The organism is Thioclava sp. NS-SX20 (genome assembly GCF_057380695.1).
The window spans coordinates 2,420,698-2,435,288 of the sequence record NZ_CM170816.1 but is presented as its reverse complement, the minus strand read 5'-3'; the positions used below and the strand labels follow the sequence as shown (position 1 = coordinate 2,435,288).

General features: G+C 59.9%; 15 protein-coding genes and 1 tRNA gene. 6 read left to right on the top strand and 10 right to left on the bottom strand.

Annotation, left to right across the window (positions count from 1 at the left end; translation table 11 throughout):
- The first annotated feature begins 8 nt into the window (after window positions 1-8).
- Window positions 9-3,425 carry a DNA translocase FtsK gene (locus tag AC2ISB_RS12015; RefSeq protein ID WP_486575182.1) on the top strand — a complete coding sequence of 1,139 codons (3,417 nt, stop codon included), beginning with the start codon at window positions 9-11 and terminating at the stop codon, window positions 3,423-3,425.
- 89 nt (window positions 3,426-3,514) lie between these two features.
- Window positions 3,515-4,117 (top strand): LolA family protein, encoded by a 603-nt coding sequence (locus AC2ISB_RS12010; RefSeq protein WP_339108435.1) that lies wholly within the window; start codon window positions 3,515-3,517, stop codon window positions 4,115-4,117.
- 9 nt (window positions 4,118-4,126) lie between these two features.
- On the opposite strand, the gene AC2ISB_RS12005 is transcribed toward AC2ISB_RS12010, so the two are convergent.
- Complete coding sequence (locus tag AC2ISB_RS12005) at window positions 4,127-4,705, bottom strand: transglycosylase SLT domain-containing protein (RefSeq protein WP_339108434.1); 579 nt, start codon at window positions 4,703-4,705, stop codon at window positions 4,127-4,129.
- A 190-nt stretch (window positions 4,706-4,895) separates the two neighbouring features.
- Here AC2ISB_RS12005 and hspQ point away from each other — a divergent pair, with 190 nt between their 5' ends.
- Window positions 4,896-5,222 carry a heat shock protein HspQ gene (gene hspQ / locus AC2ISB_RS12000; protein ID WP_339108433.1) on the top strand — a complete coding sequence of 109 codons (327 nt, stop codon included), beginning with the start codon at window positions 4,896-4,898 and terminating at the stop codon, window positions 5,220-5,222.
- 7 nt (window positions 5,223-5,229) lie between these two features.
- Here hspQ and AC2ISB_RS11995 read toward each other — a convergent pair whose 3' ends face one another.
- Together AC2ISB_RS11995 and AC2ISB_RS11990 are read right to left on the bottom strand one after the other, a co-directional pair.
- Window positions 5,230-5,745, bottom strand: coding sequence for an ATP-binding protein (locus AC2ISB_RS11995; protein ID WP_339108432.1), 516 nt, complete (start codon window positions 5,743-5,745; stop codon window positions 5,230-5,232).
- On the bottom strand, window positions 5,735-6,082 hold the full coding sequence (locus AC2ISB_RS11990) for an STAS domain-containing protein (RefSeq protein ID WP_339108431.1): 348 nt from the start codon (window positions 6,080-6,082) through the stop codon (window positions 5,735-5,737). The genes AC2ISB_RS11995 and AC2ISB_RS11990 overlap by 11 nt, the downstream gene beginning before the upstream one ends.
- Before the next feature lie 135 nt (window positions 6,083-6,217).
- Between AC2ISB_RS11990 and AC2ISB_RS11985 the strand changes: the two genes are divergently transcribed.
- The gene (locus AC2ISB_RS11985) at window positions 6,218-6,868 is read left to right on the top strand and encodes a pseudouridine synthase (RefSeq protein ID WP_339108430.1); all 651 of its coding nucleotides are present in this window, start codon (window positions 6,218-6,220) and stop codon (window positions 6,866-6,868) included.
- Between the two features lie 7 nt (window positions 6,869-6,875).
- On the opposite strand, the gene AC2ISB_RS11980 is transcribed toward AC2ISB_RS11985, so the two are convergent.
- The 3 genes from AC2ISB_RS11980 to AC2ISB_RS11970 form a co-directional block, all read right to left on the bottom strand.
- Complete coding sequence (locus AC2ISB_RS11980; RefSeq protein WP_339108429.1) at window positions 6,876-7,109, bottom strand: WGR domain-containing protein; 234 nt, start codon at window positions 7,107-7,109, stop codon at window positions 6,876-6,878.
- A 179-nt stretch (window positions 7,110-7,288) separates the two neighbouring features.
- Window positions 7,289-7,414: a type B 50S ribosomal protein L36 gene (ykgO, locus tag AC2ISB_RS11975; protein WP_096433353.1), complete on the bottom strand. Its 126-nt coding sequence runs from the start codon at window positions 7,412-7,414 to the stop codon at window positions 7,289-7,291.
- Between the two features lie 83 nt (window positions 7,415-7,497).
- A tRNA-Val gene (locus AC2ISB_RS11970) sits at window positions 7,498-7,572 on the bottom strand.
- A gap of 192 nt (window positions 7,573-7,764) precedes the next feature.
- Here AC2ISB_RS11970 and AC2ISB_RS11965 point away from each other — a divergent pair.
- On the top strand, window positions 7,765-8,628 hold the full coding sequence (locus AC2ISB_RS11965) for an N-formylglutamate amidohydrolase (RefSeq protein WP_406721415.1): 864 nt from the start codon (window positions 7,765-7,767) through the stop codon (window positions 8,626-8,628).
- Here AC2ISB_RS11965 and AC2ISB_RS11960 read toward each other — a convergent pair whose 3' ends face one another.
- Together AC2ISB_RS11960 and clpB are read right to left on the bottom strand one after the other, a co-directional pair.
- Window positions 8,629-9,903: a DNA polymerase IV gene (locus tag AC2ISB_RS11960; protein WP_486575177.1), complete on the bottom strand. Its 1,275-nt coding sequence runs from the start codon at window positions 9,901-9,903 to the stop codon at window positions 8,629-8,631.
- 210 nt (window positions 9,904-10,113) lie between these two features.
- A complete protein-coding gene (gene clpB, locus AC2ISB_RS11955) occupies window positions 10,114-12,726 on the bottom strand; it encodes an ATP-dependent chaperone ClpB (RefSeq protein ID WP_486575175.1) in 2,613 nt (870 codons plus the stop codon).
- A gap of 469 nt (window positions 12,727-13,195) precedes the next feature.
- Here clpB and pyrF point away from each other — a divergent pair, with 469 nt between their 5' ends.
- Window positions 13,196-13,906, top strand: a complete 711-nt coding sequence (gene pyrF / locus AC2ISB_RS11950) for an orotidine-5'-phosphate decarboxylase (protein ID WP_406721412.1) — start codon at window positions 13,196-13,198, stop codon at window positions 13,904-13,906.
- 76 nt (window positions 13,907-13,982) lie between these two features.
- Here the strand turns inward: pyrF and AC2ISB_RS11945 are convergent, their stop codons facing one another.
- Window positions 13,983-14,261, bottom strand: coding sequence for a hypothetical protein (locus AC2ISB_RS11945; RefSeq protein ID WP_486575173.1), 279 nt, complete (start codon window positions 14,259-14,261; stop codon window positions 13,983-13,985).
- Window positions 14,262-14,365: 104 nt separating this feature from the next.
- On the bottom strand, window positions 14,366-14,569 hold the full coding sequence (locus tag AC2ISB_RS11940) for a hypothetical protein (protein WP_339108422.1): 204 nt from the start codon (window positions 14,567-14,569) through the stop codon (window positions 14,366-14,368).
- Between the last annotated feature and the right edge of the window lie 22 nt (window positions 14,570-14,591).

Sequence of the window (14,591 nt, the reverse complement as noted above, 5' to 3'; positions counted from 1 at the left end):
AGCAGCAGATGGCATTGTATCAAATGAGACAGCGCGACCCCCTTCTCGACCAGAATACGCAGGCACTTCTTGAACGCCGCGGTAAAGAGCTTGCCGGCGCGGGACTGATCGTTCTGGCGGCGCTCTTGAGCATGATGCTTGTCAGCTATTCGCCCGAAGATCCCAGCTGGATGGCCGCCTCGGATGGAGAGGTGCAGAACTGGCTGGGGCGGATCGGCGCGGGGATTGCCTCGCCGCTTTACGTCATTTTTGGCCGTGGATCATGGCTTCTGCCGCTGGCCTCGCTGGCATGGGGCGTGCGTTTCATGACCCATCGCGGCGAAGAACGGGCCCTGTCGCGGCTGATTTTCCTGCCCATCGCGATCGCGGTTTCGGCGGTGCATTCGGCACTTCTGGTGCCGGGGGCGGAATGGACCGCGAATTTCGGACTTGGCGGCCATTTTGGCGATATGATCGCGGGAATGATGCTGGGGATCGTTGGCGCTTCGGCCTTTGTGGTGAAGTTCCTGTCGCTGCTCTTTGCGGCCGGTAGCCTTGCGATGATGGCCTTCGTTACCGGGTTCGTGAAGCCGGAGTTGCAAAATATCCTGCGTTTCCTGCTGCTTGGTCTGCTGGCAGGTTATGACGCGATCATGCGTATGATCGGGCAGGGGGCATCGGCTTCGGTGCTGGCGGCGCGTGGTGCCGCCGAACGCCACCGTGCCCGCCGTGCCGAGGCACAGGCCCATGCCGCCGAACTGGCCGAATGGGAAGCCCAGCAGGACTATCAGGCGCAGGCGGCCCAGCCCTCGCGCGCCCAATCGGCGCGTCGCGCGCCGGTATGTCAGGCCCCCGTCTATGACGAGGAAGAGGAGGTTCTTTACGACGACGAACCCGAACAGGACGCGCCTCGCGCAGGCTTCCTGTCGCGCATTATCCGTCCCGCCGAGCCGGAGCCGATGGTCGAAGCCGAGCTTGTGGACTTCGAATATGACGATCCGCGCGCCGGAACGGACGAGGCACCCAGCCCCGAGCGGATCAAGGCACGTATTGCCGAGGCCGTGCATCAGCGTCGGCAGGCCCCGCGGGTGCAGCGTCAGGAGGCTCCGCAACACCTTGCAGCACCGGTCGCGCCGGAACCCGAAGAGGTCCAGCCTGCACGGCCCGAAGCCCCGCTTTCGGTCATGGCGGCTGTGGCCCGCCGTCTGGCCCGTGGTCCGAAATTGCGCGAGCGGATCGAGCCGCAGCTGAAGGCCGAACCGGCCCGCGTCGAACCGCCGCTGCGTGCCGAGCCGCGCTATATGCCGCGTTTCGGAGCGTCCCATGCCGAGGCTCCGTCGGCCCCTTATGCCGATATGGCGCATCCTGCTTATGCCCCGCAGCCCGCGCCGCGCGCGCAATCTGCAGCAGAGGTCTCGGATGCGCGCAGCCGTTTGATGGCCGAGCCGCATCAGGATTTTCGCGCGCAGGATCAGTGGCTTGATCAGGGCTATCACATGGATGAGGTCGAAACGATGGACAGCCATCAGTTCGAGCCTTTCGACGTGGATGCGTTCAGCGCCTTGGACGAGACCTATGGCTCCGCCCATTCCGAGCCCGCACCCGCACAGATGCCCCGCGCCAGCTTCTCGGCGCCGGTGGAAGAGAACGAGGAGCCGTCTGCGGCTTATCGTATGATCCAGCGCGGCGAGGCCTATGCCGAGGATGCGACGCTGAGCGGGGATGATGACGACGACATGATGGATGCGCCGCAGCCGTCATTGTCGCAGCCATCGCTGGATGAGGCGCATGATATGGGCGTTGCGCGCAATGCCATGCCGGATGTGCCTGCCGTCAAGCCGGTTGCCACGGCAAAGACCGTGGCACAGGGGGAAAGCCTCAATCGCGGGCCGATCCAGAAGCCCGTGCATATGCCGAGCGCGACCCATGCCAATTACGAAGCGCCGCCGATGTCGTTGCTGACCGATCCGGCTTCCATCCCGCGCCACCAGTTGCCCGACGAGGCGCTGGAAGAAAATGCGCGCCAGCTGGAAACCGTGCTGGAAGATTACGGCGTCAAGGGCGAGATCGTCTCGGTCCGTCCCGGTCCCGTGGTCACCATGTACGAACTGGAACCGGCGCCGGGTCTGAAAGCCAGCCGCGTGATCGGTCTGGCCGATGATATCGCGCGGTCGATGTCGGCGCTGTCTGCGCGGGTGTCGACCGTGCCGGGGCGCACCGTGATCGGGATCGAGTTGCCGAACGAGCATCGCGAGAAGGTCGTGCTGCGCGAGATCCTGAGCGCGCGTGATTTCAGCGATGGCAATATGCGCCTGCCGCTGGCTCTGGGTAAGGATATCGGCGGCGAGCCTGTTGTGGCCAACCTTGCCAAGATGCCCCACCTGCTGATCGCAGGGACCACGGGTTCGGGGAAATCGGTGGCGATCAACACGATGATCCTGTCGCTGCTCTATCGCCTGACGCCGGATGAATGCCGTCTGATCATGATCGACCCGAAGATGCTGGAACTGTCGGTTTATGATGGCATCCCGCATCTGCTTTCGCCCGTTGTGACCGACCCGAAGAAGGCCGTTGTGGCGCTGAAATGGGTCGTGGGCGAGATGGAAGACCGCTATCGCAAGATGTCCAAGATGGGCGTGCGCAATATCGAAGGCTATAACGGCCGCGTCAAAGAGACGCTGGCGCGTGGCGAGATGTTCAAGCGCACCGTGCAGACCGGTTTTGACGAAGAGACCGGCGAGCCGATCTTCGAGACCGATGAATTCCGTCCCGAGCCCTTCCCCTATATCGTCGTTATCGTCGACGAGATGGCCGACCTGATGATGGTCGCGGGCAAGGAAATCGAAGCCTGTATTCAACGGCTTGCACAGATGGCACGTGCTTCGGGTATCCACCTGATCATGGCCACGCAGCGCCCGTCGGTGGATGTGATCACAGGCACGATCAAAGCGAACTTCCCCACCCGTATCTCCTTCCAGGTGACCTCGAAGATCGACAGCCGCACCATTCTGGGCGAGCAGGGGGCCGAGCAGCTTTTGGGCATGGGCGACATGCTTTACATGGGCACCGGTTCGCGTCTGAACCGTGTGCACGGGCCGTTCTGCTCGGATGAAGAAGTCGAGGAGGTGGTGAACCACCTGAAATCCTTCGGGCCGCCCAGCTATATGTCGGGCGTGGTCGAGGGGCCGGAAGATGACAAGGCCTCGGATATCGACGCGGTGCTGGGCCTCAATACCGGCGGCAATACCGGCAATGAGGACGCGCTTTACGATCAGGCGGTGCAGATCGTGGCGAAGGACCGCAAATGCTCGACCTCTTACATCCAGCGTAAACTGGGCATCGGCTATAATAAGGCCGCGCGTCTGGTCGAGCAGATGGAGGAAAACCATGTGGTGTCTTCCGCGAACCATGTCGGTAAACGCGAGATCCTGATCCCCGAAGCCTGAGCCGGTTTCCGCAAACTCGTGATAGGCGCCCCGTGCAAGTTGATTGCGCGGGGCTTTTCCTTTTTCAAAAAGCGCCTAAATTCCAGGTTATGAACATACTTCGCTTCGCGCTTGCGCCCGTCCTCGCCCTGTCTCTTGCCGTGCCGGCATTTGCCGATGCGATTTCGCTTGGGACTTTGTCCAGCTATCTCAACAGCCTGCAATCGGCCTCTTCGAAGTTCACACAGGTGAATTCCGATGGCTCGATCTCGACAGGCACGATTTATATCCGCCGCCCCAATCGCGTGCGGTTCGAATATGATAAGGATAAAACGCTGGTGCTGGCTTCGGCAGGGCAGGTGGCGATTTTCGATCCGAAATCCAATATGGGACGACCGGAGCAATATCCGCTGTCGAAAACGCCCTTGAGCCTGATTCTGGCCGATAATGTCAATCTGGCCAAATCGGGGATGGTGACCCAGCATACATCGGATGGCACGAAAACAACCGTCACCGCGCAGGACCCGCAGCACCCCGAATATGGCAATATCCAGATGGTGTTTACGGGCAACCCGACCCAGCTGCGCCAATGGGTGATTACCGATAATGCGGGGGCGAAAACCACGGTGATTCTGAATGGCTTGCAGAATGGCAAAGCCTTTGCGCCGTCGCTGTTCTCGATCGATCAGGAGGTCAGCCGCCGAGGCGGCTGATCCCTGTTTTCAGCGCCGACAGGAGGCAAGCTGTGCGCGATACATCAGCGCACGGCTTTGCACTTTGCGCGCCACGGCCAGAAGCCAGGGCTTCGATTTATGCGACCCGTTGGCAAAGCCGCCCCGCCCCTCGTGATAGGCCAGATACTGGTTCATGGCATCGGTTTTGGGGATGCCCAGCTTTTTGCTGGTGCCATCCATATACCATCCGATAAAATCGGTGGCGTCCTGAATCCGGTTGCGCCGCGCACCGCGCCCGCCGCCGCTGTCGCGATATTCTTCCCATGTCGCGTCCAGCGCCTGACTATAGCCATAAGCCGAACTCTGACGCCCCATCGGAATCACCCCAAGCGCATATTTGAACGGGGTTTTGGCATTGCCGACAAAACGCGACTCTTGGTGAATGGTGGCCATCTGCACATAGACAGGAATCCCCCACCGCGATTCGGTGCGTTTCATCGCCTTGAAATAGGCGGGTCTCTCACGCGACAATGCGCATGCGTCATCAAGATTTTGTGGCGCCTTGTAGTTGCCCCCACCACAGGAAGCGGCCAGTAGGGCCAGCGCCAAAAAGGCGAATTTCTTCATACTGCTCTTGCCTGATTATGATCTCGTTTTGCAGGGCAGTGTATCCGAAAATGACCATAACGAAAATCACAAAGCTTTAGGCACGACTGTCAGGGCCACTTACACAGATTGTTTCCGGCGAATTTGTGGAAAAAATGCTGGGTTGTTTGTAAAAGAATTAAGAATTCGAAAACTTTAGGGAAGGCCGTGTATGTTTGCCACTCAAGCCAAATTCCATATCGGGCAGGTTTTGCGCCACCGGAAGGATGCATTTCGTGGCGTTGTCTTCGATGTGGATCCGACTTTCGCCAATTCACAGGAATTCTATGACGCTATTCCCGAGGATAGCCGCCCTGCGAAAAACCAGCCCTATTACCACCTTCTCGCCGAGACGGATGACGATTTCTATGTCGCCTATGTCTCGGAGCAGAACCTGATTGTAGACGGGTCAGGTGAGCCTGTGGAGCATCCGGATCTGCCGGATCTGTTCGGCGAGTTTGAAAACGGCGCCTATCCGCTGCAATTCCAGCTGAACTGAACCCCGATCAGCCTTCTTGCCGCAATGGCAGGCGAAAGGCCAACATGTTACGTCCATTTTCGCGTTTATAGCCAAGATCTTCGGCCAGATCGCGAATGAGGAACCAGCCGAACCCGCCTTCAGGAAGTTCGTCTGTATTCAGAGTCTGCAACGCATCTTCGACAGTATCGAAGGTTGACGGGTCCTCCAGAACGAAGGACGGCAGCTCGACCCCGTCATCAGTGACAGAGCAGTTCAGCCCGCGCTTTTCCATCACCATGGAAAGGGTGATCGTTCCGACGCCGGTATCCTGATAGCTATGTTCGACGATGTTATTGAGCACTTCCGCCAGCAGCAGCTCTAGCGTCCCCGCTTCGTCTTGCGACATATGCAAGACAAAGCGTGCCAAAGCGGCGCGCAATGCCTCTCGTACCGCAAGCGGGGTGGCGGGAAAGCTATGATGAAACAGTCGCGGCTGAAGCCGATCCTCTCGCGGAATGGCCGTGCCGGACTTCAACGCCTCTGCGTCATGATTAGCCAGCATTCCGTACCTCCGGCAGGAAGGCCTCTTCCGCAGTGGGATGGATTTTGAAAATGGTGTCCATCCGCGTCAGGCGGAAGACTTTTGCCACATTCATATTCAGACCGGCCAGTTCCAGCTTGCGATCCGCCGGCAACGCTTTCATGACCGCCACGATCGCCCCCAGGCCGGAGCTGTCGAGAAATGTCACGCTTTCAAGGTCCAGTACCACGCGTTGCGATGGTTGCGTGCAGGCTTCACGCATTTGATCTTTGAAGCGGATCGCGATGGCTGCATCAAGACGGTTCTCTTCGACCCGGACCCATAATGCGTCTTGGCGGGCTTCGGCATAAAGATTCATCTGCAGTCTCCAGCTCGTCACTCTTCACCTATCCCGTTTAAGCGCAAAAGCTTACCAAACCGTAATTATGGCTCCGGCCGTAATCGGGGCCAAAGGGGGCTTGACCACGCAGACGATCGCAGGCAAGCGACCTTTATGATGTATCGCTATGATCCGCCAACCGACCCCGTCACGATCCTGCATGCCGACCATGAAATTCTGGTGGTCGACAAGCCGTCCGGCTTGCTGTCGGTGCCAGGCAAGGGGCCGGAAAAGGCGGACTGCCTGATTGCGCGCCTGCGTCATTCCTACCCCGAGATCTTGCTCGTGCATCGTCTCGATTGCGATACCTCGGGGGTGATGGTCTTTGCGCTTACCCCCCATGCGCAACGGCACCTGGGGCTGCAATTCGAGCACCGCCAGACCAAAAAGGCGTATCTGGCGCGGCTCTGGGGCCATCTGGAGCCGAAAGCGGGGCGTGTCGACCTGCCGTTGATCGTTGATTGGCCGAACCGCCCGCGCCAGCATGTGGATCACGAGAACGGCAAACCTGCCCAGACCGACTGGAAAGTGCTGCGCCATGATCCCGACGGGACGACGCGGGTGCGGCTGATGCCGTTGACAGGCCGGAGCCACCAGCTTCGGGTCCATTGCCAGTCGCTGGGGCATCCCATTCTGGGGGATCCGCTTTATGCCGAGGGAGAGGCACAGGCCTATCCGCGCCTGATGCTTCATGCCCATACGCTGCGGCTGCGTCATCCCGATGGCGGGATGCATATGTCCTTTAGTGCCGAAGCGCCGTTCTGAGGGGCCTTCAGGAGGCGGCTGCCTCGGTCAGGGCATAGCCCTTGCGGGCGGCCTGCATGCGCCATGTATCAGCGGCCTGAACCGCATCTCGCAGGTTCGAGAAAAGCACGCTGCGCATTCCTGTAGCGCGGCCGTGGCGCCCCCATTCGCGCTGGACGGTATATTCACCAAAAAGATTGTCGCACACGTCCACACGGTAGAAATCGCGGGCGCATTGGCGATGTAGAAGAAGGGTCAGCATGGCAGTGCGTTCCTTAATCGGCCTATCACCATTGAATCAGAAGAGCGCGCATGGGGCTATCAAAAATCCACCCGTCCGGCAGGATTTTTCACAGCAGGATTTTGCAAGAAAAGCGAGATGACAAAAGAAAAACCGCAAGGTTTCCCTTGCGGTTTGATCTTGCCGATGGCTCGATCGTCTCAGCCCTGACGGGCTTTGAAACGACGCTGCGTCTTGTTGATCACGTAAACGCGGCCCTTGCGGCGCACGATTTGGCAATCGCGATGACGCTGCTTGAGCGAGCGGAGCGAGTTGCGAACCTTCATGGTCGTATCTCCTTGTCGCGGCGCGCGTGCGCCTTGAAAGCAAAAAGCCCCGACAGCCAGGCCGAAGGGGCGGCGAAATAGAATGGTGGGCGGTACTGGGATCGAACCAGTGGCCACTACGATGTCAACGTAGTGCTCTACCGCTGAGCTAACCGCCCACGCTCCGATTTGATTTGCCTTCGACCGGATTTTGTCTCAGGCTTGTGCCTGTCCAGAACCTCGATCTTCCGGTTCACCTCATCGGTGTGGAGGGGTCTATAAAAGGTGTTCGCGAGACGCGCAAGAGGGTTTTGACGAGAAAATGCATTGCGCTACACTGCGGGCATCATAAAGAGGGTTCATGACCATCCATGAAACATGATCTTCCGGCATTCAAACTGTCCGTGCCCGATCCGGTCCGGACGTCTGTCATTTTTTCGTCGCCGCATTCTGGGCGCTATTATCCATCTGATTTTAAACAGAATACAGCGTTGGATCTGCTGCGCCTCAGGTCGTCCGAAGATGCTTTTGTGGATGATTTCATGCGCTTGGCCCCTGATCTCGGGGCCTGTTCCATCGCCGCGACCTATCCGCGCGCCTATCTCGATCTCAATCGTGCGAAAGACGAGCTTGATCCGGGAATCATCGACGGGCTGCGCCATCGGGGCAGCGGAAGTCGCGTGGCCGCCGGTCTTGGCGTGATTCCCCGCGTGGTTTCGGGCGGTCGCGCAATTTTGCGTGGCAAGATCAGTGTCGAAGAGGCCCAGAATCGCCTTGATGATATCTGGGAGCCCTGGCATGGCCGGATTGCGAGCCTGATGGAGGATGTGCACGCTATTTTTGGCGAAGCGATTCTGGTTGATCTGCATTCCATGCCCAGCGAGGCGATTGAAGCATTCGGCTTGCGGCGCCCCGAGATTGTGATCGGGGATCGCTATGGCAGTTCGGCATCGGAGCGAATCGTCGAGGGAATCGAGGCGGCATTTGCCGAGACCGGCCTTTCTGTCAGCCGGAATGCGCCTTTTGCCGGGGCATATATCGCGAAAACCTATGGTCAGCCGAACCTGGGCCGCCATGCGGTGCAGATCGAAATCAACCGCGCGCTCTACATGGATGAAGCGCGAATCGAACGACGTGCGGATTTTCCCGAGTTTCAGGCGCTTATGGACGGGGTGCTGACCCGTATCGCGGATATCGGCCGTCCGCGCCAGTCCGGCTCTCTGGCGGCGGAATAGCTAGTCTTTCGGGTCCAGATCCAGCCCGCGTCCGGTCCGGATGGCCGTAGTGCCGAATTTCGCGCGGATCGCATCGGTGGCCCGCTCCAGCTTGGCCCGCTGTCCGGCTTCGGGGTCCAGAAGGTCGCCGACAGGATCGCCCGCCTGCGCGGGGCGCAGACCCGAATATCCGATGCCGATCAGCCGATAGGCCGTGCCGGAGGGCAGGGTATCAAACAGCCGCCGTCCCACGTGAAACAGCGTATCGGCCAGCTGGCTCGGGTCTTCCAGCGGCAACTGGCGGGTGATGGTCGAGAAATCGGATCTTTTCAGCTTGAGCGTCACGATGCTGCCCGCCAGTTCCTTGGCCTTCATCCGCGCTGCCGTCTTTTCGGACATGTGCCATAATTGAGCCAACAGCGCGTCACGGTCACTGAGGTCCTGCGAGAAGGTTGTTTCGTTCGAGACGGACTTGACCGGCGCATCCGGTATCACTTTGCGGCTGTCCTCGCCCTGCGCCAATGACCAAAGCCGCATACCCTGACCGCCAAACCGCCGGAGCATGTCATCCCGCCCGATCCGGCGGATGTCGTTCAGGGTCCGGATACCTGCCTGTCCCAAGGCCTGACGTGTCGCCGCGCCGACCCCCCATAGAATACTGACGGGCTTATCTTGCAAAAATGCGGCTGTCTCGGATTTGCCGATCACCGAAAATCCGCGCGGCTTATCGAGATCGGACGCAATCTTGGCAAGAAACTTGTTGTGGCTAAGCCCCACCGAAATCGTCACGCCAATCTCGTTCTCGATCTCGTTGGCCAGCCGCGCCAGACACTCTGCGGCCGTCATACCATGAAGCTTCTCGGTCCCCGTCAGATCCAGAAAGGCCTCATCGAGCGAGAGCGGCTCGATCAGCGGCGTTAGCCTTGCCATCTTGGCTCGGATCTCGCGCGATACCTCGGCGTAATAGGAGATGCGTGGGGGAAGAATAACGGCATCCGGACATAGTTTGCGCGCCTGAAACATCGGCATGGCAGACCGTACACCATAGATCCGCGCCACGTAGCAACAGGTCGTGACAACCCCCCGCGTGCCGCCGCCAACAATCAGAGGCTTGGCGGCCAGGGACGGGTTATCCCGTTTTTCGACCGAAGCATAGAAACTGTCGCAATCCATATGGGCAATGCCCAGAGAGAAAATCTCGTCATGGCAGACAAGGCCATCGCGGCGACAGCGCGGGCAACGCCCCCGAAAGTTATCGGGATAATGGGCAAGGCAGGATCTGCAAAGCGTCGCCATGATATCCCTCAAAAGGCAAAAGAAGGAGGGGCGCTCGCGCCCCTCTTGGCCCTTGGGGCCAATTCACCCCTGAGGATATTTCTTGCAGCTGGAAACCCACCTTATAGATCCAGCTGCGGAAAATATCCCGGGGGGCTGCCGCAGGCAGCGGGGGCAGAGCCCCCTCCGCGGTTGTGGGAGAGGCGGCGACTTGTATCGCCGCCTCTCCGGTTAATGTAGCGAAGCGCTGAGGGGGGCGTTGTCCCCCGGAGGCACGATGTGCCCCCCGACAGAAAGTCCGTCCGCTCCGGCGGTGACCGTCACGGTGGACCCGTCAAGGACTTCACCAGACAGGATCAGGTTGGCCAGCGGGTCCTGCAGATAGCGCTGGATCACCCGTTTCAGCGGGCGTGCGCCATAGACCGGATCATAGCCCTTGTCGGCTAGCCAGGTGCGCGCTGCATCATCGAGCGCCAGTCCGATTTTGCGGTGGCTCAGGCGGGTTTCGAGCCGTGCGAGCTGTACCGTCACGATACCGTCCATATTCTCGCGCGAGAGGCGGTCGAAGATGACCATCTCGTCCAGCCGGTTCAGGAATTCGGGGCGGAAGTGCGCCCGTACCGCATCCATCACCTGCGCTTTGGCCTGTGCCGCATCCGATCCGTCCGGCAGGGTGCTCAGCGCCTGCGAGCCGAGGTTCGAAGTCAGCACGATCAGCGTCTGTTTGAAGTCCACCGTCCGGCCTTGGCCATCGGTCAGCACGCCATCATCGAGCACCTGCAGAAGCACGTTGAACACATCGGGATGCGCCTTTTCGACCTCGTCGAACAGCACCACCTGATAGGGGCGGCGGCGCACGGCTTCGGTCAGAACCCCGCCTTCGTCATAGCCGACATAGCCCGGAGGGGCGCCGATCAGACGCGACACGGCGTGTTTCTCCATGAATTCCGACATGTCGATGCGCACCATCGCCTGATCATCATCAAAGAGATAATTGGCCACGGCCTTGGTCAGCTCGGTTTTCCCCACACCGGTCGGGCCGAGGAACAGGAAGGACCCCAGCGGGCGGTTCTCGTCATTCAGGCCCGCACGCGCACGGCGCACCGCATTGGCTACTGCTGTTACAGCTGCGTCCTGCCCGATCACCCGCTTATGGAGCTCTTCCTCCATTTTCAGCAGCTTCTCGCGCTCGCCCTCGAGCATTTTCGAGGTCGGGATGCCGGTCCAGCGTTCGACAACCTCGGCGATCTGCTCGGGGCGCACGGCCTCTTCCACCATGACATCTTCCGACGCCTCGGCCTCGGAGAGTTGTTTCTCCAGATCCGGAATGCGGCCATATTGCAGCTCGCCGGCTTTGGCGAAATTGCCTTCGCGTTTGGCACCTTCCAGTTCCGCCCGTGCGCGGTCCAACTGTTCTTTCAGCACGCGGCTGGATTCCAGCTTGTCGCGTTCGGCCTGCCATTTGGCGGTCATCCCGGCAGAGCGTTCCTGCAGCTCCGAGAGTTCTTTCTCGAGCTTTTCAAGACGGTCCTGGCTTGCGGCGTCATCTTCTTTCTTTAGCGCCTCGGCCTCGATCTGCGCCTGCAAAATCTGGCGATCCAGCGCATCGAGTTCTTCGGGCTTGGAATCGACTTCCATCCGCAGACGGCTTGCCGCCTCATCGACCAGATCGATGGCCTTATCGGGCAGGAAACGGTCGGTGATATAGCGATGCGAGAGCGTCGCCGCTGATACAAGCGCCGAATCGGAGATCCGCACCCCGTGATGGAGTTCGTATTTCTCCTTGATGCCGCGCAGGATCGAGATCGTATCCTCGACGGTCGGCTCTTCCACCATCACCGGCTGGAAGCGCCGCGCAAGGGCTGCGTCTTTTTCCACATATTTGCGGTATTCATCCAGCGTGGTGGCGCCAACGCAATGCAGCTCGCCCCGCGCAAGCGCCGGTTTGATGAGGTTCGCCGCATCCATCGCCCCATCGGATTTGCCCGCGCCCACAAGCGTGTGCATCTCGTCGATGAAGAGGATGATCTCGCCGGCGGCGGCTTCGACCTCTTTGAGGATGGATTTCAGGCGTTCCTCGAATTCGCCGCGATATTTCGCACCGGCAATCAGCGCGCCCATATCCAGCGCCAGAAGCCGTTTGTCGCGCAGGGATTCCGGCACGTCACCATTGATGATGCGCAGCGCAAGCCCTTCGGCAATCGCGGTTTTCCCCACGCCCGGTTCCCCGATCAACACAGGGTTGTTCTTGGTGCGGCGCGAGAGGACCTGCATCGTGCGGCGGATTTCGTCGTCGCGCCCGATGATCGGGTCGATCTTGCCTTCCGCAGCGGCCTCGGTCAGGTCGCGGGCATATTTTTTCAGCGCCTCATAGCCGTCCTCGGCAGAGGCACTATCGGCCGTGCGGCCTTTGCGCAGGTCGTTGATGGCGGTGTTGAGTTTCTGTGCGGTCACAGCCCCTGCATCCAGCGCGTCTTTCGCGCGGGTATTGACGACAGCCAGCGCCATCAGGATCCGTTCGACCGGAACAAAGCTGTCACCGGCTTTCTTGGCAATCTTCTCGGCCTCGTCCAGCACGCGCACCAGCGATTGCTCGACATAGGTCTGACCATCGCCACCCGAAACTTTGGGCAGTTTTTCAACGGCTTGATTGACCGCATCGGTCACGCGTGCGGCATCACCGCCGGCACGGTTGATCAGGTTGGCCGACAGCCCCTGATCGTCATCCATCAGTGCTTTGAGCAGATGTTCGGGCACCACACGTTGATGGCCTTCCCGCATTGCAATGGTTTGCGCAGATTGAAGGAAGCCGCGCGAACGCTCCGTGAACTTTTCCATGTTCATCGGGTATCTCCTTTTCTAAAGCCCCCGAAAATCGATATGCCCGTAAGCGGCACATATCTGGTCGGGTCTCATCGAATAATTGGGTGGGTTTCTATGCGTATTCAAGGGACCGGCCTCGACCAAATTGAAATATTTCGCCTTAGGCGACGTGTTTGGGGAACTGTTTGGGCCCTGGCAAGGTTCCGTAAATGTCTCGCCCGTAGGATGAGACATCAGGAACAGGAGAGACATCATGACTGTGCTGCATTATCTGCCCTTCCTCGCCGCCTTAACCCTTATGGGTCTGGTCATGATGCATCGCCTTCGGGTGCATGCCTTGACACCGGTCAAGTCCCGTATCTGACGTTGCGGCCTTCCCGGCGGCTCTCGGCACAGGAAATTTTAGGCGATTTTTCCGTTCGCGGGGCCTCGGGGCTTGATTTTTGAGGCTGGCTTGCGCATCGGGGTGCAAACCTACAGGAGATGCCGCATGACTGCCCTACTTCCCGCAGATGACCGTCTGATTGTCGCACTGGATGTGCCCAATGCGCTGGCGGCGCTGGATCTGGCCCAGAAGCTGGGCGATAGCGTGTCGTTTTATAAAATCGGTCTGGGGATGCTGACCGGCGGCGGGCTGGCTCTTGCCAACGAGCTCAAGCAGGAACATGGCAAGCGCATCTTTCTCGATATGAAATTCTTCGATATCGGCGCGACCGTTGAGAATGCCGTGCGCGGAATTGCCCAGTTCGATCTGGATTTCCTGACCGTGCATGGCGACCCCCATGTGGTGCGCGCCGCCAAAGAGGGCGCGTCGGGCAAAGATCTCAAAATTCTGGCGGTGACCATCCTGACATCGCTGGACCGTGCCGATCTGGATGCGGCGTTGATCCAGCCGGGCGATATTGCCGATCTGGTAACCGAGCGGGCGGCCCGTGCGCTGGAGGCGGGTGCGGATGGCGTGATCGCCTCGCCGCGCGAGGCCGCGATGATCCGCGCGCTGCCGCAAGCGGAAGGCAAGCTGATCGTCACGCCTGGCGTGCGTCCGGCGGGGGCGGCTTTGGGAGACCAGAAACGGGTCGAGACGCCCGCATCTGCCCTGTCCGCCGGTGCGGATCATCTTGTGGTCGGTCGTCCGATCTGGCAGGCCGAAGACCCCAAGGCCGCGGCGCAAGCAATTCTGGCTGAAATCCGCCATATCTGACTGTTTCACGAGAAACGTCCGGACAAGGCTCAGTGGAAAAGGCCCGCCAATCGCGGGCCTTTTTGCAGCTATATGATCAGTTTGCCTGCGGTTGGGTGCCATTATCGGCATCAGGCGCGACATCCACCTGTGCCGGAGGTTCTTTGTTGTCCTGCGTTTGGGGCGCGGGGTCGGATTGCGGCGCGACCTCATTGGTAATGGACACATCTCCGGTGCCCGAAGGCGGGGTTGCGCTCTGATCACCGGGCGAGCCCATGATGTACCACATCAACACCCCCAAAGCCACGACGATGGCCCCGAGGATGAAATACAGCCCGCCATCGCGGCGCGGCGGAGGTGTAGGGGTCTGTGACATTGTCGTCTCCTCTCGACTGAGATTTGACGGTAAAACGTCGGGGAAGCTGGCAGGTTCCCTGGTGTGAGATCCGCGCCGCCCGATGCGCAGATCCTTGCCAATGGCTACAGCGCCGGAGGCTCGAGCCCCTTCTTGCATTGCTCGGGCCCGTCATAGCGGGCCGAATAAGCGACGGCCCCGCATGTCTTGCAGCGGAATTGCTTCAGCGTGCCTTTGCCGCCCACCCGTTCCCATCGGCAGGGATTACGCCTGCGATACCACAGGAGGCCGATGAAAATGAACACCGCAAGAAAAATGGCAATAGGCATGATCCGCTCCTTTGGTTCCGAT

What these genes read in the sequence shown, in the direction of transcription:
- AC2ISB_RS12015 (WP_486575182.1), top strand. Translation starts at nt 9, where the DNA reads ATGGCATTGTATCAAATGAGACAGCGCGACCCCCTTCTCGACCAGAAT.
- AC2ISB_RS12010 (WP_339108435.1), top strand. Translation starts at nt 3,515, where the DNA reads ATGAACATACTTCGCTTCGCGCTTGCGCCCGTCCTCGCCCTGTCTCTT.
- AC2ISB_RS12005 (WP_339108434.1), bottom strand. Translation starts at nt 4,705, where the DNA reads ATGAAGAAATTCGCCTTTTTGGCGCTGGCCCTACTGGCCGCTTCCTGT.
- hspQ (WP_339108433.1), top strand. Translation starts at nt 4,896, where the DNA reads ATGTTTGCCACTCAAGCCAAATTCCATATCGGGCAGGTTTTGCGCCAC.
- AC2ISB_RS11995 (WP_339108432.1), bottom strand. Translation starts at nt 5,745, where the DNA reads ATGCTGGCTAATCATGACGCAGAGGCGTTGAAGTCCGGCACGGCCATT.
- AC2ISB_RS11990 (WP_339108431.1), bottom strand. Translation starts at nt 6,082, where the DNA reads ATGAATCTTTATGCCGAAGCCCGCCAAGACGCATTATGGGTCCGGGTC.
- AC2ISB_RS11985 (WP_339108430.1), top strand. Translation starts at nt 6,218, where the DNA reads ATGATGTATCGCTATGATCCGCCAACCGACCCCGTCACGATCCTGCAT.
- AC2ISB_RS11980 (WP_339108429.1), bottom strand. Translation starts at nt 7,109, where the DNA reads ATGCTGACCCTTCTTCTACATCGCCAATGCGCCCGCGATTTCTACCGT.
- ykgO (WP_096433353.1), bottom strand. Translation starts at nt 7,414, where the DNA reads ATGAAGGTTCGCAACTCGCTCCGCTCGCTCAAGCAGCGTCATCGCGAT.
- AC2ISB_RS11965 (WP_406721415.1), top strand. Translation starts at nt 7,765, where the DNA reads ATGAAACATGATCTTCCGGCATTCAAACTGTCCGTGCCCGATCCGGTC.
- AC2ISB_RS11960 (WP_486575177.1), bottom strand. Translation starts at nt 9,903, where the DNA reads ATGGCGACGCTTTGCAGATCCTGCCTTGCCCATTATCCCGATAACTTT.
- clpB (WP_486575175.1), bottom strand. Translation starts at nt 12,726, where the DNA reads ATGAACATGGAAAAGTTCACGGAGCGTTCGCGCGGCTTCCTTCAATCT.
- pyrF (WP_406721412.1), top strand. Translation starts at nt 13,196, where the DNA reads ATGACTGCCCTACTTCCCGCAGATGACCGTCTGATTGTCGCACTGGAT.
- AC2ISB_RS11945 (WP_486575173.1), bottom strand. Translation starts at nt 14,261, where the DNA reads ATGTCACAGACCCCTACACCTCCGCCGCGCCGCGATGGCGGGCTGTAT.
- AC2ISB_RS11940 (WP_339108422.1), bottom strand. Translation starts at nt 14,569, where the DNA reads ATGCCTATTGCCATTTTTCTTGCGGTGTTCATTTTCATCGGCCTCCTG.